Source organism: Micromonospora sp. RTBAU3-60, from assembly GCF_054963695.1.
Genome location: NZ_JBUEGB010000095.1, coordinates 1 through 19,311, shown reverse-complemented (window position 1 = coordinate 19,311; position 19,311 = coordinate 1). Strand labels below are relative to the sequence as shown.

Genomic DNA, 19,311 nt, shown 5'->3' with positions numbered 1-19,311 from the left:
ACCGCGTGGGGTGATTGGCCCCTGAACCGCGTCGCGGCCAGCGACATCGAGGCGATGAAACAAGACATGATCGCTACGGCGCGATCGCGGCGCAACAGCCGCAACGGTCGGCACGCCGGCGAGCACGTCATCGCCGCCGCCCGCGCCTTCTACTCCCGGGCTGTCGCTGACGGCCTGATCGACGCCTCGGCCAGTCCCGCCCACCGCGTCGCCAAACCCCGCCGCCTCCCGAGCACACGCCGCGCCTTGACGCCGCACGAACTGGAGGCGATCAACGCGGTGGCGCGGACCAGCGGCAACGACGTCATCCTCGACGCCCTATGTGCTGGCCGGCACCACGCCGGTCCTGGTTCACAACTGCGGTGACGGGACGCCACACGGCAACAGCCTGGACAGCGACGAGCCAGCCTATCTGTACGCTCTGGTCGCGCCGGAGTCCAGGGTCGTCGCCAAGCGGGGGATCACGGCCACGCCGGCGACGAGGTACTCGAAGTCGAAGCTGGGCGGCCTGCAGATGGTGGTCCTGGCCACGGGGCCAGACGAGAGATGAAGGACTTCGAGACGTGGTTGGTATCGCGATTCCCGGGTCAGGCCAACCATGAGAAGGGGCTGGCCGGTGAACTCTGGCCGTCGGCGGACGATTGGAAATTCATCCACTGGTTCACGAACAAGCACGACATCTCCATTCCGGACTTGCAATAGGAGGCTGGCAAATGTCGTCCGGGTCCGGTAATGACGACCGCCTAATCCTTGACATCGGTGGTGTCGAGGGCGGCGGGCGGATCGCGAACGTGCACGTCAGAAGCGCGGCGAACGCGGCCCGGAACATCGCGCTGACGTTGCACGATGAGCGGAGCGACGGGAACATCGGTGACGATCAGATCGGCTTGCTCCTGGTGTTCCTGTACCCCGGCATCGTCTGGGCGCGCCGGAACACCAGGGTATGCGCGTCGATCAGTGGTCGAAGAAGAAGCGTCAGATGGTCGTCCAGGTGGCCGTCAACGACGAGGTGGTCCTGGACGCCACGGAAGCGAGGACGTACGTTGCCGAGAACCTGCGAGCGGCCGGAGCGATTCTCGACGCCGGGGTCTCGAAGCGCAAGATCCCCGGATCGACAGCGACCTGCCACCGGTTGATCGAGGCTGTGCTCGCCTCCGAGAGGTTCAAGCGTTGACCGGTTCTCGACCGCCCTGCCGAGGACACCTGCCGTGTCGGCGGATCTGTACGCCCTCGCTTGCTCGCAGCCGGCGTAAAAATCAGCCTCGCTCGTGCAGAGTGAAATTGATGCATCGAGGGTGATAAGGGAAAGGTGCACCCGAGCTGCAAGGATGTGAGTGTCTACGTCATATCCATAGCAGAAATCGGGTGCACCTTTCTGGTGGGCAAGGGCCGAGCCGGTAGCCACGGCTCCGTCTGTAGATCACCCAGTCCTCTACGGCACGTTCGGCGCACTCTTTGATGAGGAGACCGGTCGTGTCCACCCGGTCGTCAACAGTGACTTTCGCCGCGCCTTGTTCGGCATGCGCGGCGCAGGCCATCAACTCGGCGGGTATGCCTATCCGGTCCAGGGTGAGGTCGAGTACGAGGTGGCGCAGGCCGTGCTCGGCGGCAACGTCAAGTGGGAAGATCCGGCGCTGCGCGACGAGGCCGTCAAGTGGGTCCTGCTGGCCCAGTTCGACAGCGATGATGCGGCGGACATGATGTGGGGCGATAGCGGGATGCTCTACTGGCTGATCCGGCCGGAGGATCTCGCGGCCCGCCGTTTCGATCGGGCCACCTTCACCTGGCAATGCTGTTAGGACCGTGCCCGTGAAGTGCCCTGATGCCGATGCTGCCGAGATCGAAGGGTAGGAGCCAACGCACACCGGATCTACCGCGTGGCGTTGTTCGAACGGGAAGGTCTGCGGTTCGCCCTGGTGCCGGGCGGGCAGGTGCAGCTCGGTTACGACGGTGGCCGGGTTTCGGCCGTCGCCCGAGCAGGTAGGGATTCATCGTGCCGGCGGTGATTCTGTTGGTGCGTAGTGGGAGCTGACGGCGGGTTGGCCGGTGTAGTTCGGGCCGGCGGTGTCGTCGGCACCGAGGTAGGTGAACGGGAGCTTCACCGGGTTGCCGCTGCCACGGTAGGTGATCCGCCGGTTGCGGGTGTCGTAGGCGAAGCCCGTGTTGCGCAGGGCCGCGGTGAGTGGCCTACCCATGACGGTTCCGTCGGCCCGTCGGATGCTGGCGGTGTCGAGGTTCGCGGCGAAAATGCCGTCGGCGGTCAGCCAGGACGGGACGCGGGACAGGACGGCGAGCTTGTCGCCGACATAGTGCAGGCCGTGAACGCAGGTGATCACGTCGAAGTGGTGTCCGGCCGGCGGGGCCCAGGCGGTCACGGAAGCGGTGACGAGCCGCACGGCGGGATGCGATGCGGGGGCGAAGTGGTCGACGAGGTCGACGCCGACGATCTCGACCCGGTCCGCTACACCGAGCGTGTTGAGTAGTTCGGCGGCCTCGGTCAACGCTCGGCCCGAGCCGCAGCACAGGTCCAGCCAGCGCACCGGGCCCGTCGATCCCGCGGTCCGGCTGCGTAGTTCGGCGAGCAGGTCCAGGCCCAGCTCGCGGCCGTATCCGTTGGAGCCGGTCAGGGTCCGTTCCCGGTTCATCGCGCAGTTGGCTACCACCGAGGACATCTCCAGCTTCCGGTCCGGCAACAGGTCCATTGCTCTACCGCCGCTGCTGGTCGACGGATGCTGGCCGGCGCATTTCGATGACCAGGGACCGTAGCCATGCCTCGCGCATGGTCGGCTCCGCGGTGATCGCGGCGATCAGGCCGGCGCGTCCCTCGGCGGAGCGGCCGTGCCCGACCATAGCGACCGCTTCGGCCAGGGCCGCCAACGCTTTCGGGTCGCGGGCCGGTCCGTTGGCGTCCTGGTCGAGCCATCGCGCGACGGGGAACGACCGGGTGGACTTGGCCTGCTGGTCGCCCAGGTAGCTCCACACGCCGCCGTTCAGCGATATGCCGATCAGCGCGCTACGCGGCAGGTGCGCCGCCCATGGAGCGGCCTGGTACCAGCGCCACGTGTTCGGGCTGGTCTTGGTCCGGACGGTGATGCCGACGAACCGCAGCTTGGTGCGTACCACCGCCCACGGCGCGTTCTCCTCGGCGATCCACCGGCGCAGCAGGAGGAACAGGTTGGCGTAGGTGCGCCCGCCGTGGACCAGGTCGATGAAGGTGACCGGACGCCGGCCGTGAGCCAGCCGTTGCGGATCGATTCCTAGCTTGCGCATGTTGATACGGAACTGGGCGACCTCCGCTGGGGTCAGCATGTGCGGGTCGCTCCACAGCGACAGCGGTAGCCGGTGGCACCGGCCCCGCCGCGCCGTGCCGGAGAGTGCGCCGCTGAGCAGGTCGAAAATGCTGTCCGGGGAGCGGCCGACGAAGTACAGGTCGCCATCGGCGCTACGGGCCAGCACCCGGCCCGCGCATTCGACCAGGTCCGGCAGGAACCACAGGTCGGGTGCGGCGACGCCGTCCAACAAGCCGCCGAGCTGATCCGGAGAAACCAGGTCCCACCGGAACGGCCCGGTCGGCACCCGCCCTGCTTCCATGGGCAAGACCCTAATGTTCTGGGCCGTAGTTAAGCAGCCGGGAATTCCGAGCAGCCACCGGAGTCTGGGAGAGGTCGCCTGGGGCAGGATGGCGGGGTGGCGGTGGGCTTGGACTGGGCTGGCTTCGAGCGTGTGCTGGTTGACGCCTTGGTGCAAGCCGTCCGGTCGACCGTCGCGGAACATCCTGACGAGCGGTTCTACGCCGCGGTGCTGGACCGGATCTACCGCGAAACCGAGGGCCGGATCACCCTGCCCAGCCTCGCGATGAACAGTGTGGAGGCGTTGGCGCAGCTTCCCGTCGAGGAGCAGGCGGATGTGCGGTGGAGGGCAGCCGATTGGGAGTACTACGACGACGAGTGGCTTGCCGAGGACTTGGCCCGGGATTGGGAACGGCGACTGACCGCGGAGGCGTGCCGGGGGACGACGCGGCAGTGGGAGGCGACGTTTCGCCGATACCTTGCGATGCTCGTCCGCGTGGGTAAGCGGGCCCGGACGGCCCTCCGCGCAAGCGGGGTCGCCGATCGGGACTTCGTGGTGTTGCTGCTCGACGACGAGTACCACGAGACGCTGATCAAACGCGTTCTCACCAAACGTGAGGTGAGCCGGTACTTTCCCGGGTACGACCAGCGGGCGGTCGAGCTGGCGCGGGTCGCCGCGCTGCCGGTGGCTGAACGCGCCGGGTACTTCGTCGTTCGGCTGGCGGCGGTCGACGGCCCGGTCAGTGGCGAGGAGGCCGAGGTGGCGCTGCGTGATCTCGGGTCGGCCGCGTTTCCCGCCCTGATCCCCATGCTGGCTCATAAGGAGCGGGCGTGGCAGGCCGCCAAACTGCTGGCCGACATTGGCCAGCCCGACGACGACGTCGTGCGCGCGCTGTACGCGGCGCTGACCCGGTGCGAGGGGCCGGACCAGTCGTGGGTTGCTTGTGCGCTGGCGCGCCTGGGCAGGCTGAACCTCGTGCTGGGCCAGATCGACCGTCTTCCGCGGGAGGTCGTGGTCGGCGCGGTTGCCGCACCGTACACCAGCTTCCGTAACCAGGCGGTCGCCGCACCGCGGTTGGACTACCGGCCCCTGCAGGACGTCATCGAGCGCTGGCCGGCGTACGTTCCGGCGCTGGCCGAAGAGCTCAAGCCGGGGCGAGGGTACTGCGACATCACCGTCGACGAGGTGGGCGAAGCGATCCGCGGGCTGGCCTCGCCGCACGTCGTCATCCGCCGGCACGCGGTGTGCGTACTCGGCGAACGACGTCTCGGTGCCGCCGTCGCCCGACGGGTCCTGCCGCTTCTCGGACAGACCGTCAGCCAGGACCCGGACGCCACCGTGCGGAGGCTGGCAGTCCTGTCCCTGCTGTGGTGGCGCAAGGACTCCCACCGGTACGCGAACGTGGTGCGCGAGGCGCTCAACGACCCAGCCGCAGAGGTCCGCGAGGTCGCCGCCCACTGGCTGCGGGAACAGAATGATCGACCGGCGTGACCGCCTTCGTGCTTTAGCTGGGATGGCGCGGACGTCTGCAACGACGGCGGCTCGGCGATCGCGACGTGTGCATGGCCGCTATCCGCGCAGGCTGGCGGATGCCGCGCTTGGCGGTTGTGCCGTGGTGATCGGCTGGTGGTGCGCCGGTTCAAGTGTGCGAGCCGCCCAGTCACCGGCCGGCCGGCTGCGCGCATCTCCCACCATCGAAGAAGCCACTCTTGCGTCTGACGTCCCTGCCCGGCTGTTCGCCGGTGACATGGCCGTTTAATGGCCGGGCAGGGAGAGTCTGGTTCGGGTTCAGGCGAGGAGTGCCATAGGTCGTTCGAGCAGGCTGGTGAAGGTTTTGAGGAACTGGGCGGCGAGGGCGCCGTCGATGATTCGGTGGTCGGCGGAGAGTGTGTATCGGATGCGTCGGTGGATGGCTACGGTGTCGCCGATCGCGACGGGTTCGGGGAGGGCGGCGCCGACGGCGAGGATGGCTCCTTCGGGTGGGTTGATGATCGCGGTGAATTGCTCGACTCCGTACATGCCGAGGTTGCTGATGGTGAAGGTGCCGCGCGCCATGTCGGGCCCGGTGAGCTTGCGGTCTCGCGCGGCGTGGGCGAGACGTTGTGACTCGGCGGCGATCTGGGAGAGGGTTCTTTGGTCGGCGTCGTGGATCACCGGTACCACGAGTCCTGTCGGTGACGAGACGGCGATGCCGATGTTGACGCGTTCGTGGATCAGGGTCTGACCGCGGCCTTCGGGTGAGTATGAGGCGTTGAGTCCGGGGTGCTGCCTCAGTGCGAGGGCGCCAGCACGGACGATGAGGTCGTTGATGCTGACTTTGCCGCGTCCGAGGCCGTGGAGGTGGCTGTTGATGGTGGCCCGTAGTGCGAGGAGTTCTTCGACGTCTGCGACGGCGGTGACGTAGAAGTGTGGTGCGGAGTTGCTGCTCTCGGTCAGCCGTCGGCTGATGACCTGTCGTGTGGAGTCGAAGGGGACCGTCGTGCTGTGTCTACTGTCGCCGGGTTCTGTGGGATCGGCTGCTGTCGCTTGTGGTGAGGTGGGCTCGGAGGGGCGCTGTTCTCGCAGGGCGAGGGCTTCCTGAAGGTCAGCGCGGACGATCCGCCCGCCGGGTCCGGATCCGGTAACCTCATCGAGGTTTATCCCATTTTCACGCGCGAGTCGGCGCACGAGTGGGGTCGCGAACAGCCGTTCGCGGGGAACGTGTGGCTGCGCCTCGGACTGCGGTGGGAGCGCCTCCGCCCCTGGTGCTGCGGCCTGATGGATTGTGTCGTTCGGCGAGTTCGGTGGTGCGGTGGGTGCCGGTGTGCTGTCGGTGGCGGGTTCTTCCGGTGGGCTTGTCGGGTGCCCGATGCCGTGGTCGAGGCGGGCGATCACTGCGCCGATGGAGGCGAGTTCTCCTTCGGGGACGAGGATGTCGTGCAGGGTGCCCGCCTCGTAGGCCTCATATTCCATGACGGCTTTGTCGGTCTCGATCTCAACGAGGATGTCGCCGACCTCGACCTTCTCGCCGGGCTTCTTGTGCCAGGTGGCGATGGCGCCTTCTTCCATGGTGTCGGAGAGGCGGGGCATGAGGATGTCGATCACGGAGGGCTCCTTACTCGGCGCGTCGTGCGACGGAGGCGAGGGTCTGGCGGATAGCGGTGGTGACGTCGTCCGCGGACGGCAGGGCCGCGGTTTCGAGCGGCTTGGAGTAGGGCAGGGGCACTTCGGCCATGGCGACGCGGCGCACAGGGGCGTCGAGCCAGTCGAAGGCGCCGTCGGAGATGGTGGCGGCGATCTCGGCGCCGATGCCGTAGGTAAGCCAGTCGTCTTCGAGGACGACGGCGCAGTGGGTCTTGCGTACCGAGGCGATCACGGTGTCGCGGTCGAGCGGGCGGAGGCTGCGCAGGTCGACCACCTCGACGTCGATCCCGTCGGTTTCGGCGAGCTTCTCGGCGACTTCCAGGGCGACGGCGGCCATGCGTGAATAGGCGACGACCGTGATGTCAGAGCCGGGGCGGGTGACGGCGGCGCGGCCGATCTCGGCGGGGGTGTCGTCGTCGGGTACGTCGCCTTTGGTGTTGTACAGGGCGAGGTTCTCCAGGAACAGGACGGGGTCGTCGTCGCGGATCGCGGCCAGGAGCAGTGCCTTCGCGTCGGCGGGGGTGGAGGGAGCGACGACTTTCATGCCGGGCACGAACGCGTAGTACAGCTCGATGTTCTGGGAGTGGGTCGCACCGAGCTGCTGCCCGCCGCCGCCGGGGGTGCGGATCACGAGCGGCACGCGGGCCTGGCCGCCGAACATGCCGTAGATCTTCGCGGCGTGGTTGACGATCTGGTCGAGGGCGAGCAGGGAGAAGTTGATCGTCATGATCTCCACGACGGGGCGCAGGCCGAGCATGGCGGCGCCGATCGCTGCGCCGGTGAACCCTTCCTCGGCGATCGGGGTGTCGCGCACGCGCTTCTCGCCGAACTCGGCGAGCATTCCTGCCGTGATCTTGTAGGAGCCCTCAAAGACGCCGATCTCTTCGCCGATCAGCAGCACGTTCTCGTCGCGGCGCATCTCGTCGCGGAGAGTGTCGTGCACAGCCTGGCGGTAGGTCATGATGCTCATGCGGGAGCTCCGATCTGGGGGAAGGGCGCCGGTTCGAAGAGCGGTTCACCTGGCAGGCGGCGGGAGTCGTTCGGTACCGGTGTGGCGTAGGTGTAGTCGAAGAGGGTGTCGACCGAGGGGTGCGGGCTTTGCTCCGCGAATGCCACGGCTTCGGCGACGGTGCGCATCGCCTCCTCGTCGATCGTCGCGATCGCCTCGTCGTCGAGCAGACCCTGCTCGTGCAGGCGGACAGCGAACGCCGCGACCGGGTCGGCTGCCTTGAGCGCCTCCGCTTCCTCCTTGGTCCGGTACTTCGCCGGGTCGACCACCGAGTGACCCTTCAGGCGCGGGCTCATCGTTTCGAGCAGGAACGGTTTGCCCGCCCGGGCGCTGGTCAGCGCCGTGAGCATCGCCTCGCGCACGGCCAGAGGGTCCGTGCCGTCGACGCGGGCGGAGGCCATCCGGTAGGATGCGGCTCTCTTGTACAGCTCGGGCTCGCCCGAAGCCTTCTCCACCGTGGTGCCCATGCCGAGCCCGTTGTTGACGACGACGTACACGATCGGCAGGCCCCAGAGGGCGGCGATGTTGAGGGACTCGTGGAAGGCGCCGATGTTGGTGGTCCCGTCTCCCATGAGGCAGACGACGGCCTCCGCCCCGCCGCGGTAGTCGATCGCGAGAGCCGCGCCCGTGGCGAGGGGGATCTGGCCGCCGACGATGCCGTAACCGCCGAGCAGGCGCGCCTGCGCGTCGAAGAGGTGCATCGACCCGCCCCACCCCTTCGAGACGCCGCCGCTGCGGCCGTACAGCTCCGCCATCACCCGTCCCGGTGCGATACCGCGAGCGAGCGCGTAGCCATGCTCGCGATAGTTCGTGAACAGGTAGTCCGTCGGCTCGAGCGCCGACATCAGACCGACGACCGTCGCCTCCTCACCGAGGTTGAGGTGGCAGTATCCGCCGATCTCGGCCTGCGTGTACGACCGCGCGGCGCGCTCCTCGAAACGGCGGATGAGCACCATCTGTCGATAGAACTCCTGCAACCGTTCAACGGCGGGAAACGAACCCTCCCGCGTCGGACGCGACCGCCTCTGCTGCTCGGGTGAGGCGGACTTCCGGGTGGCCATGTGGCATCTCCTCGCTTGGGGCTCTTCTGAAGCCGAGGTGACCGCCGCGGGGGAAGAGACCCTACCGCAGAATGAAACGATCGCGTGTCATTATAGGGTGGGTGGAGGTCACGGTCGCCCACCGCGACCGCACGAGTGAGGGACGCGACATGGCACAAGGTGAGACGACACCACGCAAACGCGGGCGCCCTACTGCGCAGGAGCGGGAACGACGGCGCGATCAGATCCTCGATGCCGCGGTCGCCTTGTTCGTGTCCAAGGGCTACGGCCAGGCGTCGATCGATGAGCTTGCGGCGTCCGCCCGCGTGACCAAGAGGACGATCTACACCTACTTCGGCGACAAGGCGGAGGTGTTCACCGCAGCCATCGAGCGCTTCCGCACTGTCGCTCTCACCGATCTCACCAGCCGGGACGAGTCGCTCGCAGAGCTCGGCGCACGGCTCGTCTTCGCCCTGCACTCCGACGAGGCGATCGGACTGCACCGCTTGATGATCGCGGAGGCCGTTCAGTTTCCCGACCTGGCCCAACGCTTCTACACCAGCGGGCCCCGCGGCTACATCCAACTCCTCGCCACTCGCGTCGCCGACGTTCCCGGACCACCGGACAGCTCACCAGAAGAGCAGGCAGAAGCGATCTTCGGCCTACTGCTGGGCGAGCACCACCGACGGCGCCTGCTCGGGCTGGCCCCAGCGCCCACCCGCGCCCAGGCTCGCAGACAAGCCGACACGGTGCTCCGCATCCTCGGAATCGCCGAGAACGCAGGATCCTAGGAGCGTCCGCTCCTGCTCGCTGGCATCAAGATCGACTACGACCTCTTGCCGGCCCTGTTGCCTTGCTTCTGCTGTTTGCCACGATGATCGCCGTTGTGGGCATGTTCATGCTGGGTGACGTGCTGAGCCGCTACATCCCGCCGCTGCGCAACCCACGCCTGTCCCACGGAGCACTGGTCGCCGCCGGGGTGCTTGCCGCCGCGGTGCTCGCGGTGACCTCTGGTGGGCAGGCGCTGCGCCCCCTGCAGGCGGCCCACTCCTGTGCCGATACCGCGACATGTGCGACCGCGGCGCGAACGGTGGACGGGATCGGGCAGGCCACTGGGTCGATCACCCGGCGGTAGGGGTCAAGTCAGTCGTGCTCGGGTGCGCCGGTCACCCGGTGGGAGGCGGCCTGCATCACCTCGGAAACAAGGCGCCGCACGTGTCCGCCCCGCGCCCGGTAGACCGCGCGCCGGCCGTCGCGACGCATCGTCACGAGGCCGGCCAGCCGCAGCTTGCCCAGATGCTGCGATACCGCGGGCCGGGCGACCCCCACAGCCCGTACCAGGGTGGTGACGTCGTGCTCGGCGGAGCTGAGCAGCCACATCAGGCGCAGGCGCGTGCCGTCGGCAAGCATCCGGAGCATGTCCGTCGCCGCCTCTACCTCGTCGTCGTCCGGGAGGCGTTGTTGCAGGTCATTGGCATCTGCAACGTTGTCGCGTGCGTACATGAGCACATAATATGCGGGCGGAAGCCGGCGGGGAATTGACTGCGCTGGCCGAATCTGGGGGAGTCTCAGCCGTGCAGGACCAGCAGCACGACCACAGCCACGACCACGCGGCGGCGCACCACCACGACCGTACGGCGGGCCAGGGTCACGACCATGACCATGACCACGGTCGGGGGCCCGGGGCGTGGTGGCATCGGCTGCGGCACGTGCTCGTCCCGCACTCGCACGACTCCCGGGCGAAGGTCGACCCGGCTCTGGAGTCCTCCCGGGAGGGCCTGCGGGCGCTGTGGATCTCTCTGGTCGGCCTCGGCATTACGGCCCTGGCGCAGGCGGTCATCGTCGTCATGTCGGGGTCGGTGGCCCTGCTCGGGGATACCCTGCACAACGTCGCCGACGCACTGACCGCCGTACCCCTGGGCATCGCGTTCCTGCTCGGCCGACGGGCAGCCACCCGCGCCTACACCTATGGTTTCGGTCGCGCCGAGGACCTGGCCGGCATCGTCATCGTGGTGGTGATCGCCGCGTCGGCGGTGGGCGCTGGCTGGACCGCGGTCACTCGGCTGCTGCACCAGACCGAGGTCACCCACCTGCCGTGGGTGTTCGCCGCCGGGGTCGTTGGATTCATCGGCAACGAGCTCGTCGCCCAGTACCGCATCCGGGTGGGGCGGCGGATCGGCTCGGCGGCGCTGGTCGCCGACGGCCTGCACGCCCGCACCGACGGCTACACCTCCCTCGCCGTGGTCGTCGCGGCCGCCGGCGCCTGGCTCGGCTGGCGGTGGGCGGACCCGGTGGTCGGCCTGGTCATCGCCGTGGCCATCACCTTCGTGCTCAAGGACGCCGCCCGCGAGGTGTGCCGGCGGCTCATGGACGCCGTCGACCCGGCCATCGTCGACCAGGCCGAGGAGACCCTGCGCTCGGTGCACGGTGTGCGCGACGTCGCCGCAGTGCGGCTGCGCTGGATCGGGCACCGCCTGCACGCCGAAGCCGACCTGGTCGTGGACGCGAACCTGAGCCTCGTCGCCGCGCACGAGATCGCCGCCGACGCCGAGCACCAGCTCACCCACGCCGTACCGCGGCTGACCAGCGCCACCGTCCACGCCGACCCGGACAGCCACGCCGGCGCACACCACCACGCCGACCTGTCCCACCAGCGCCGCAACCTCCCGCCCGCCGCGGATCGGGCGGACGACGCCGACGCGCCCGTGCCCGCACTCTGAAACGAACCACAACAGCCCCTCGTTTCCCAAGGCCGGCAGCAGAGCGACGGCGCCAGCGGGTACTGCGGTACTACGCCGGAACCGGGAGATCATTCCGTGGTACCGCCGCCGGAGGGCGTTCGGTCTCTAACGTCCTTGACGGGACGCCGGAAACGCGGCGGGGTCGAGGCGAGGGATGGTCGATGATCGAGGCACGGCAGCTGACGAAGCGGTACGGCGAGAAGACGGCGGTCGACCGCCTCGACTTCGAGGTGAAGCCCGGCATGGTGACCGGGTTCCTCGGGCCGAACGGTGCGGGGAAGTCCACCACCATGCGCTTGATCATCGGGCTGGACGCTCCGACCAGCGGGTCGGTGACCGTCAACGGCCGCCGGTACGCGCGCCACACGGCGCCGCTGCAGGAGGTCGGAGCGCTGCTGGAGGCGCGGTCGATCCACCCGGGCCGCACCGCGTTCGACCACCTGATGGTCCTCTCCCACACCCACGGTATCCCGCGGCGGCGGGTCGACGAGATGATCGAGCTGACCGGGTTGCAGTCCGTGGCGCGCAAGCGCGCCGGGTCGTTTTCGCTGGGCATGGGGCAGCGGCTCGGCATCGCCGCCGCGCTGCTCGGCGACCCGGCCACGGTGATGCTCGACGAGCCCGTCAACGGCCTCGACCCCGAGGGCGTGCTGTGGATACGCAACCTGCTCGCCGGGCTCGCCGCCGAGGGCCGCACAGTGTTCGTGTCGTCGCACCTCATGGCCGAGGTGGCGCTCGTCGCCGAGCACCTCATCGTCGTCGGGCGCGGGCGGCTGCTCGCCGACACCACCGTGCAGGACCTGGTGCGCCAGGCCGGCGGCGACACCGTCACCGTGGCCACCGCGGACCCGGCCCGGCTGCGGGCCGCACTGGCCGGCCCGGGCATCGAGATCACCGGGCGGGCCGGCTCCGAGCAGCTGCAGGTGAGCGGCCTGTCGGCACGGCAGATCGGGCTCCTGGCCGCCGAGCACGGCATCGCCCTGTTCGAACTCACCCCGAAGCACGTATCGCTGGAGGAGGCGTTCATGGATCTGACGAGGGACGCCGTGGAGTACCACGGCACCGTGACGAGCGGGGTGACGGCATGAGCACTGTTACGGAAGTTCGCGCCGCGGGAGCCGGAGCCGGCGCCGGGCCGGTGTCGCGGCCCGCGTACAAGGTCACCGGGCGGCGGGTGCTCCGCTCGGAGTGGGCGAAGCTGTGGACGCTGCGCTCCACCTGGATCACGCTCGCCCTCGGGCTGGCCGGCCTGCTGGTGTTCGGCAGCATCGCGGCAGTGCGGTACAAGTCGCTGGCCACCTCTGGCGGCACCCGGGCGGGCTCGGGGGAGTTCGTCAACGCGAGCGCGGTGACCCTGACGCTGTTCGGCGTACGGTTCGGTCAGCTGGCGCTCGGCGTGCTCGGCGTGCTGGTCGCCGCGGGTGAGTACTCCACGGGCATGATCCGCTCGACGCTGGCCGCGGTGCCGCGCCGGCTGCCGGTGCTGTGGTCCAAGGCCGCCGTGTACGGCGTGGTCGCCTTCGTCGTCGGCGTCGCCGGCGCGTTCGGCGGGTTCCTGATCGTCAACGCCGTCGTGAACGGCACCCCGGCCCACATGTCCCTGTCGGACAGCGGCGTCGCCCGGTCGCTGCTCGGCGCCGGCCTCTATCTGAGCCTCGTCGGGGTGATCGGGACCGCGCTCGGGATACTGATGCGCTCGGTGCCCGGGGCCATCTCGGTGCTCGTCGCCACGCTGCTGCTGGTGCCCGGGCTGCTGTCGCTGCTGCCGACCTCCTGGCAGGACAACATCGGCCCCTACCTGCCGAGCAACGCCGGCGAGTCGCTGTACGCGCTGCACCACGCGCCGGGCACGCTGTCCGCGGGGACCGGCGCGCTGGTCCTGCTGGGCTGGACCGCCCTGGCGCTGGCCGGCGGAGCCCACCGCCTGGTACGCAAGGACGCATGACCATCGCGAGAGGGCCGGTGACGATGAGCTCCGCCGGCACCGACCACCTCGCCGCCCATCCGCTGGTCGACCGGCTCGCCGGCCTCGGCCAGCGGCTGCGGCGGCTCGACGCCCGGCGGCCATGGCTGTTCGACGCGGCGGTGGTCGCCGCGGTGCTGCTGGTGTTCTGCATTCCCGACCTCGTCCACACCGACGAGCGGCGGGAGCTGCGGGTCCTGCTGAACCATCCGCCCCTGGCCGTCATGGTCGCCCTGCAGCTCGGCCTCGTCCTGCCGCTGTTCTGGCGTCGGCGGGCGCCAACCGCCGCGTTCTACGCCATCGCTGCGGTGTTCGTCCTGCAATGGTCCCTCGGCGTGCTGCTCCGCGCCGACGTTGCGCTGCTCATCGCCATCTATAGCCTCGTGTTGCGGGTCCATCCGGCCCGGCTGCTCTGGGCCGGGCTGACCGTCGCCGCGGCGATGACCCTGGTCGCCTGGCGGGCCTCCGCCGTCGTGACGCCGTGGGACGCGCTGTTCTTCCTCTACAGCGCCGCCACCGCGGCCGCCGCCCTGGGTGTCGCCATCCGCATCCGCCGGGCACAGCTGGCCGCGCTGCGTGACCGGGCGCTGCGTCTGGAGATCGAGCGCGACCAGCGCAGCCGGCTTGCCGCGGCGGCCGAACGCACCCGGGTGGCCCGGGAGATGCACGACATCATCGGCCACAGCCTGTCGGTGATCATCTCACTGGCCGACGGCGGCGCATACGCGGTCGGCGGCAACCCGCAACGCGGCCGCGAGGCGCTCGAACTCATCGGCGACACCAGCCGGCAGGCCCTCGCCGAACTGCGCCGGGTGCTCGGCGTCCTGCGCAACGAGACCGAGGCCGCCGAGCTCCACCCACAGCCCGGCGTCGCCGAGATCAGCGCCCTGTGCGAGCGCATCCGGGCGGCCGGACCAGACGTCGTCTACCGCACCGCCGGCAACGTCGACGCCCTCGACCCCGGGGTACAGCTCACCGCGTACCGGATCGCGCAGGAGGCGCTCACCAACGCGCTGCGGTACGCGGGGCCGCACACCGCCCTCGACGTCGGCCTCACCGCCACCGACGGGCGGCTGCAGATCACGGTGCACGACACCGGCCCCCAGTCGACCGACCGCCCGCCACCGCCGCCCGCGAAACCCGGGCACGGACTCGCCGGCATGCGCGAGCGAGCCGCCCTGTACGCCGGAACCGTCGAGGCCGGCCCGCGCCCCGGCGGAGGCTGGACGGTGCGGGCGATCCTCGACCTGACCCCGCTCGCCGCACTCGAAGGCCGGACATGATCACCGTGCTCATCGTCGACGACCAGCCCCTGCAACGGCTGGGTTTCCGCATGCTGCTGGAGAACAACGAGGAAACGGACGTCGTCGGGGAAGCCGGCAACGGCACCGAGGCGGTGCGCCGCGCCGAGCAGCTGCACCCCGACGTGATTCTCATGGACGTACGCATGCCCGGCATGGACGGCATCGAGGCCACCCGACGCATCGTCGCGGCCGGCGACCGGTCCCGGGTGCTCGTGCTGACCACGTTCGACCTGGACGAGTACGCGCACGCCGCCCTGCGCGCCGGGGCCAGCGGCTTCCTGCTCAAGGACGCGCGCCCCGAGGAGCTTCTGGCTGGCATCCGGGCGGTCGCGGACGGCGACGCCGTCATCGCGCCCGCGCTGACCCGCCGACTGCTGGACCGCTTCGCCGGCCAGCTCGCCACCGGCCCCTCGCAGCCGGGCCGCACCGACCCGCGGCTGGCCAGCCTCACCGACCGGGAACGCGAGATCCTGGTGGCGATCGGCAGCGGCTGGACGAACCGGGAGATCGCCGAGCGGCTCGTGCTGTCGGAGTCCACCGTGAAGACCCACGTCGGCAAGGTCCTCGCCAAGATAGGTGCCCGCGACCGCGTACAGGCCGTCATATTTGCCTACGACCAGGGACTCACCCGACCGAACACCGGCGGATGACAGTCCATGAGATCCGGCGACCGATCGGGCATGCACACCGCACACGGCAGGCGTAGTCGGACAGGCCGCACGCGGGTGGGTCGCGCGCCAAGCGACGAGATCCGCCTCGTGGTTGGGGCCGGCTCGACATTGTGCGAATTGTGCCTTGAGGTCGACGACCGTAGAACTGGGAGTGCACGTGGGCGGCGTCGCCGGCCGACAGGAGGGCCCGCAGGCCGCGAACATCCACGCCATCTGAACCAACGCCGGCGCGTGCCTACCGCCCCTCGATGGTTGGCACGCGTCGGCGTCGGCGTCGGCGCAGCACCCGCCGGGAGGCGCTCATGTCCACAGCGCCGATCCGGGTGCTCATCCCTGCTCACGTTCAGACAGAACGATCCTCACGTCCCGAGGACGCGCCCAACATCCGGAGATTCTGTCCATGGGTGTGGCGATTGCTACCTGAGCACCAGCTGTCCGAGCTCCTGGGTGCATCGGGTGAGCGCGACGTAGAGGCCGTTCCAGCCGCGTGGTTCAGCGGCGATGCCCTGGGGGTCAATGAGTAATGTCGCGTCCCATTCCAGTCCCTTGGACTGGGTCGCGGTGAGCACCGGCACATCGCTCAGTACGGCTAGGAGTTCGGCGATGCGGTCGGCGGGGGCGATGACGCCGACCGTACCGCCATGCCACCGTTGCTGCAGCTGTCGCACGGCTTGGGCGGCGGCGCCGGCAAGCTCGGCGGGCGTGATCGTGAGCACCCAGGGGGCGATGCCGGAGGAGCGTACCGCCCGTGGTGGCGCGTTGTGGCTGCCAGCTTTTTTCAAGACGGGTTCGGTGAGGTCCATAACCTCACGCGGGGTCCGGTAGCAGATGGTGAGTTCCGCGCCGGTCCAGCGGTCTCCGAAAGCAGCCTGCACCGCTTGTGCCCAGCTGGTGTGCCGGTGTGCTGCCTCCGCCTGATCGATGTCGCCGACCGCGGTGATGGAGCGACTGGGACAACGCCGTAGGACCATTTGCCACTGCATCTCGGACAGCTCTTGCGCCTCGTCGATGACGACGTGGCCGTACACCCAGTCGCGCTGCCGGCGAGCATGGTCGGCGACGAACTCGCCCTGTGGTTGCGGGGCTTCGACCTCGCCTAGCAGGTCGGCGAGGGCGTCGAGCAGGGGGATGTCGCTCGATGCCCACAGTGCGGGCTCGGCCGAGACGGCCGTGATCTCCTCCATGGACAACTGCGGGGCAAACCGAGCTAGCACGGTGCGGTCGGTCAGGAGATCACACAGTAGGGTTTCGGCGTCGAGGGTGGGCCACCATGCCTCGATGAACCGGGCGATGGTGGCGTTCCCCGCGATACGATAACGAAGGCTCTCTATCTCTTCCTCGGAGAGCAATCCGTCGACGTCACTGCCGGTGGACCTCCTGCCGAAATGGTGGTCATGCTGCATTCCCCTGTCGACGCGGGCGAGGATGTCCTCGAAGCCCTCCTCCATCTCGTTCATCAGCGCCTCGCGCTGCTCGACGACGGCTTCGGCAAGGAGGTGGTGCAACTGCTCGGCGAACGCCGCGCGGGCGCGGTGGTACGGGCGTCCCTGCACCGCCGAGGCGAGCGCCTGTGCCACTGTGGCGGCTGTGATGACATAGAACTCACCCTCCCAGCGCAGCTTCAGCTCACGGGGCCGGGGGAGCAGCGACGTGACGTAGTTTTCGAGCGCGGGTTGCCAGAGGGCGCGGCCCTTGATTTCGGCGAGAAGCCGGCTCTCTTCGCGACCCACGCGGATCTCGGGCAGCAGAGTGTCGCAGGTCGCCGAGACGACGGCGGTCTCACCGAGCGCGGGCAGCACCTGGGCGATGTACTGGAGGAACCGCGGCGAGGGGCCGAGGACCAGGACCGCTTGGTCGGCCATCTTTGGGTGGGCGAACAGCAGATAGGCGACGCGGTGCAGGGCAACCACGGTCTTGCCGGTGCCGGGACCGCCCTGAACGATCAGCGGGCCGGTCGCCTCGGCCCGGATGATGTCGTCCTGTTCGCGTTGCAGCGTCGAGATCGCCGTCGACATGCGACCGGTGCGCCGCTGGTCCAAGGCGGCCAGTAGAGCCCCTTCACCGACGAGTTCCGCCGTTATGGTCCCATCCAGTGGCTCGTCGTCCACGCCGACGACGGCCGATCCCGTCGTGCGGATGTGACGGCGCCGTGCCTGACCTTGTGGGTCGACAGCCGTCGCGGTGTAAAACGGCCGAGCTGCGGGAGCGCGCCAGTCCACCAGCAGCGGCTCACTGTCCTCGCCGTCGTTGCGGAGACCGACACGGCCTACGTGCCGCACGGTGCCATCAAGGCCGTCGAGGCGGCCGAAGACCAGCCCTTCCCGTGCTCGCCGTAGCTCCTCGTACTGCTGGCGGAGCATGCGCTGCCGGGCCCGATCCAACGCGTCCAGGGCCTCTGACGAGAGCTCGGCCTGTAGGTGGTCGACAAGCCTGTCGCGCCGGGCTGTGGCCAAGTCGAGAAACTCTTGTTCCTCAGCAACCGCGGATCGGCGGGCGACGCCCTCTGCGGTAGAGGTCGGCGGTTCGCCGTTTGGTGTTACCTTGCTGGCGCCAGCAGTGCCGTTATTCAGAGCAAAATTCCGGCGCATTCGCAAATCCTTGTATTGGCGCTTTCCCTCGGCCCGGATGAGCCGGAGGTATTCCGGCGGCAAGCATAGAGTTAGTTTCTCCTCGGCGACCAGGAACCCTGTCGGCGGAGATGGGAATCTCAATGTCTTGCAGTTCGGAGCCGCTTGTGGCCTCAGAGCCAAAGCAGTCTCGGCAGTGACCGCCGGATCGACTGGTCGCGGGCGGTGGTCGACTCGATCGGCGTGCGGGCGGACACGGGGTCGATCTGACCGGGCCGAACCCGGTCGACCGCGGCAAACCGGGTAGCAAGATCCATGTCATCTGCGACCGGGCTGGTCTGCCCTCTGGCGGTGCTGGTCACCGCCGCGAACGTGCACGACAGCCAACTGCTGTTCCCACTGCTCGGCAGCGTCCCCGCTATCCGTACCCCGGAGCCGGGAGCCTTGCGCCCGCACTCGACGGTGCCGACGTGCTGTTCCTACTGACCTCGGGCGACTTCGTATCGGCCGGCGGCGACGTCCTCGACGTCGCACGGACAGGCGGGATCCGCCGGGTTGTCCTGCTGTCCTCCCAAGGCGTTGCCACGGGAAGCCACCCCTCAACACTCGAGGACCCAATCACGCAGTCGGACCTGGAATGGACACTGCTGCGGCCGGGAGGCTTTCACTCCAACACGCTTATTTGGGCCGAGATGATCCGCATGCAACGGATGATCGCCGCACCATTCGGCGATGTCGCGCTACCAACCATCGACCCCACCGACATCGCCGAAGTTGCCGCCGTGGCGCTGCGAGACGCCGGCCACCAGGCAAGGCGTATGTGCTGACCGGGCCGGCACCGATCGCATCCCCGGCAGCAGGCGATGGCGATCGCCGACGCGCTCGGTGAGCCAGTGCGGTTCGTCGCGCAGAGCCGCGCGGAGGCTCGGGCACAGATGCTGCAGTTCATGCCCGAGCCGGTCGTGGAGAACACCCTGAACATCCTGGGCACGCCGAAGCCCGCTGAGCAGCTTGTGAGCCCCGACGTCGAGCGGATCCTCGGCCGCTCACCCCGCACCTTCGCCGAGTGGGCGGCGCGCAACACCGCAGCGTCCCTGATCAGCTTAGTGATCCTGAGTCGGATTGGGTTTCCGGGATCGTTTCCCACCGTGGTGGGGTCGCGTGGGCGTGCAGGTGGAATCCCGCGCCCAGGGCGGCTCCTCGCGGCCGGTGGCCGGTGGTGGGTGTGCTGGTCGTGTTCACGCCCTGGTGTCGGTGGGCTGCGCGGGGCAGCCTCCGGTCCGTTGGTGCGTGTCCCTCCGGACGCTTACCCGCCTGACCGTT

21 protein-coding genes and 2 pseudogenes are annotated in these 19,311 nt (G+C 69.0%); 15 read left to right on the top strand and 8 right to left on the bottom strand.

Features of this window, described 5'->3' with window-relative positions; genetic code table 11:
- From ACY34I_RS37425 to ACY34I_RS37410, 4 genes and pseudogenes are all read left to right on the top strand, one after another.
- Window positions 1-366 (top strand): annotated as a pseudogene (locus ACY34I_RS37425) (site-specific integrase); the annotation flags it as partial.
- 180 nt (window positions 367-546) lie between these two features.
- Complete coding sequence (locus ACY34I_RS37420) at window positions 547-702, top strand: hypothetical protein (RefSeq protein WP_462759894.1); 156 nt, start codon at window positions 547-549, stop codon at window positions 700-702.
- Between the two features lie 289 nt (window positions 703-991).
- Window positions 992-1,174, top strand: a complete 183-nt coding sequence (locus ACY34I_RS37415) for a hypothetical protein (RefSeq protein ID WP_462759893.1) — start codon at window positions 992-994, stop codon at window positions 1,172-1,174.
- A gap of 346 nt (window positions 1,175-1,520) precedes the next feature.
- Entirely contained in the window at window positions 1,521-1,799 is a 279-nt protein-coding gene (locus ACY34I_RS37410; RefSeq protein WP_462759896.1) for a DUF1963 domain-containing protein, read from the top strand.
- Window positions 1,800-1,988: 189 nt separating this feature from the next.
- On the opposite strand, the gene ACY34I_RS37405 is transcribed toward ACY34I_RS37410, so the two are convergent.
- Together ACY34I_RS37405 and ACY34I_RS37400 are read right to left on the bottom strand one after the other, a co-directional pair.
- Window positions 1,989-2,702 (bottom strand): class I SAM-dependent methyltransferase, encoded by a 714-nt coding sequence (locus ACY34I_RS37405; RefSeq protein WP_462759892.1) that lies wholly within the window; start codon window positions 2,700-2,702, stop codon window positions 1,989-1,991.
- A gap of 4 nt (window positions 2,703-2,706) precedes the next feature.
- Window positions 2,707-3,591 carry a hypothetical protein gene (locus ACY34I_RS37400; RefSeq protein WP_462759891.1) on the bottom strand — a complete coding sequence of 295 codons (885 nt, stop codon included), beginning with the start codon at window positions 3,589-3,591 and terminating at the stop codon, window positions 2,707-2,709.
- Between the two features lie 96 nt (window positions 3,592-3,687).
- Here ACY34I_RS37400 and ACY34I_RS37395 point away from each other — a divergent pair, with 96 nt between their 5' ends.
- The gene (locus tag ACY34I_RS37395) at window positions 3,688-5,061 is read left to right on the top strand and encodes a DUF4303 domain-containing protein (protein WP_462759890.1); all 1,374 of its coding nucleotides are present in this window, start codon (window positions 3,688-3,690) and stop codon (window positions 5,059-5,061) included.
- Between the two features lie 297 nt (window positions 5,062-5,358).
- Here ACY34I_RS37395 and ACY34I_RS37390 read toward each other — a convergent pair whose 3' ends face one another.
- The 3 genes from ACY34I_RS37390 to pdhA are packed head-to-tail and all read right to left on the bottom strand — an operon-like array spanning window position 5,359 to window position 8,763.
- Window positions 5,359-6,654, bottom strand: coding sequence for a dihydrolipoamide acetyltransferase family protein (locus tag ACY34I_RS37390; protein ID WP_462759889.1), 1,296 nt, complete (start codon window positions 6,652-6,654; stop codon window positions 5,359-5,361).
- A gap of 10 nt (window positions 6,655-6,664) precedes the next feature.
- Entirely contained in the window at window positions 6,665-7,663 is a 999-nt protein-coding gene (locus ACY34I_RS37385; protein WP_462759888.1) for an alpha-ketoacid dehydrogenase subunit beta, read from the bottom strand.
- Complete coding sequence (pdhA, locus tag ACY34I_RS37380; protein WP_462759887.1) at window positions 7,660-8,763, bottom strand: pyruvate dehydrogenase (acetyl-transferring) E1 component subunit alpha; 1,104 nt, start codon at window positions 8,761-8,763, stop codon at window positions 7,660-7,662. The genes ACY34I_RS37385 and pdhA overlap by 4 nt, the downstream gene beginning before the upstream one ends.
- A 101-nt stretch (window positions 8,764-8,864) precedes the next feature.
- On the opposite strand from pdhA, the gene ACY34I_RS37375 reads away from it, so the two are divergent.
- Together ACY34I_RS37375 and ACY34I_RS37370 are read left to right on the top strand one after the other, a co-directional pair.
- Window positions 8,865-9,533, top strand: coding sequence for a TetR/AcrR family transcriptional regulator (locus ACY34I_RS37375; RefSeq protein ID WP_462759886.1), 669 nt, complete (start codon window positions 8,865-8,867; stop codon window positions 9,531-9,533).
- Between the two features lie 83 nt (window positions 9,534-9,616).
- Window positions 9,617-9,877 carry a hypothetical protein gene (locus ACY34I_RS37370; RefSeq protein ID WP_462759885.1) on the top strand — a complete coding sequence of 87 codons (261 nt, stop codon included), beginning with the start codon at window positions 9,617-9,619 and terminating at the stop codon, window positions 9,875-9,877.
- An 8-nt stretch (window positions 9,878-9,885) separates the two neighbouring features.
- On the opposite strand, the gene ACY34I_RS37365 is transcribed toward ACY34I_RS37370, so the two are convergent.
- The gene (locus ACY34I_RS37365; protein ID WP_462759884.1) at window positions 9,886-10,245 is read right to left on the bottom strand and encodes an ArsR/SmtB family transcription factor; all 360 of its coding nucleotides are present in this window, start codon (window positions 10,243-10,245) and stop codon (window positions 9,886-9,888) included.
- 65 nt (window positions 10,246-10,310) lie between these two features.
- Window positions 10,311-10,466 (bottom strand): hypothetical protein, encoded by a 156-nt coding sequence (locus ACY34I_RS37360; RefSeq protein ID WP_462759883.1) that lies wholly within the window; start codon window positions 10,464-10,466, stop codon window positions 10,311-10,313.
- On the opposite strand from ACY34I_RS37360, the gene ACY34I_RS37355 reads away from it, so the two are divergent.
- The 5 genes from ACY34I_RS37355 to ACY34I_RS37335 all read left to right on the top strand — a co-directional run bounded on the left by ACY34I_RS37355 (window position 10,452) and on the right by ACY34I_RS37335 (window position 15,400).
- Entirely contained in the window at window positions 10,452-11,462 is a 1,011-nt protein-coding gene (locus ACY34I_RS37355; protein ID WP_462759882.1) for a cation diffusion facilitator family transporter, read from the top strand. The genes ACY34I_RS37360 and ACY34I_RS37355 overlap by 15 nt on opposite strands.
- Before the next feature lie 182 nt (window positions 11,463-11,644).
- The gene (locus ACY34I_RS37350; protein ID WP_462759881.1) at window positions 11,645-12,571 is read left to right on the top strand and encodes an ABC transporter ATP-binding protein; all 927 of its coding nucleotides are present in this window, start codon (window positions 11,645-11,647) and stop codon (window positions 12,569-12,571) included.
- Complete coding sequence (locus ACY34I_RS37345) at window positions 12,568-13,428, top strand: ABC transporter permease (RefSeq protein WP_462759880.1); 861 nt, start codon at window positions 12,568-12,570, stop codon at window positions 13,426-13,428. The genes ACY34I_RS37350 and ACY34I_RS37345 overlap by 4 nt, the downstream gene beginning before the upstream one ends.
- On the top strand, window positions 13,425-14,729 hold the full coding sequence (locus tag ACY34I_RS37340) for a sensor histidine kinase (RefSeq protein ID WP_462759879.1): 1,305 nt from the start codon (window positions 13,425-13,427) through the stop codon (window positions 14,727-14,729). The genes ACY34I_RS37345 and ACY34I_RS37340 overlap by 4 nt, the downstream gene beginning before the upstream one ends.
- A complete protein-coding gene (locus tag ACY34I_RS37335) occupies window positions 14,726-15,400 on the top strand; it encodes a response regulator (protein ID WP_462759877.1) in 675 nt (224 codons plus the stop codon). The genes ACY34I_RS37340 and ACY34I_RS37335 overlap by 4 nt, the downstream gene beginning before the upstream one ends.
- Window positions 15,401-15,837: 437 nt before the next feature.
- On the opposite strand, the gene ACY34I_RS37330 is transcribed toward ACY34I_RS37335, so the two are convergent.
- A complete protein-coding gene (locus tag ACY34I_RS37330) occupies window positions 15,838-18,009 on the bottom strand; it encodes a HelD family protein (protein ID WP_462759876.1) in 2,172 nt (723 codons plus the stop codon).
- A gap of 294 nt (window positions 18,010-18,303) precedes the next feature.
- Between ACY34I_RS37330 and ACY34I_RS37325 the strand changes: the two genes are divergently transcribed.
- The 3 genes and pseudogenes from ACY34I_RS37325 to ACY34I_RS37315 all read left to right on the top strand — a co-directional run.
- The gene (locus tag ACY34I_RS37325; RefSeq protein WP_462759875.1) at window positions 18,304-18,474 is read left to right on the top strand and encodes a hypothetical protein; all 171 of its coding nucleotides are present in this window, start codon (window positions 18,304-18,306) and stop codon (window positions 18,472-18,474) included.
- Window positions 18,459-18,815: an SDR family oxidoreductase gene (locus ACY34I_RS37320; protein ID WP_462759874.1), complete on the top strand. Its 357-nt coding sequence runs from the start codon at window positions 18,459-18,461 to the stop codon at window positions 18,813-18,815. Before ACY34I_RS37325 ends, ACY34I_RS37320 begins: the two co-directional genes overlap by 16 nt.
- Before the next feature lie 36 nt (window positions 18,816-18,851).
- Window positions 18,852-19,311, top strand: a pseudogene (locus tag ACY34I_RS37315) (hypothetical protein); the annotation flags it as partial.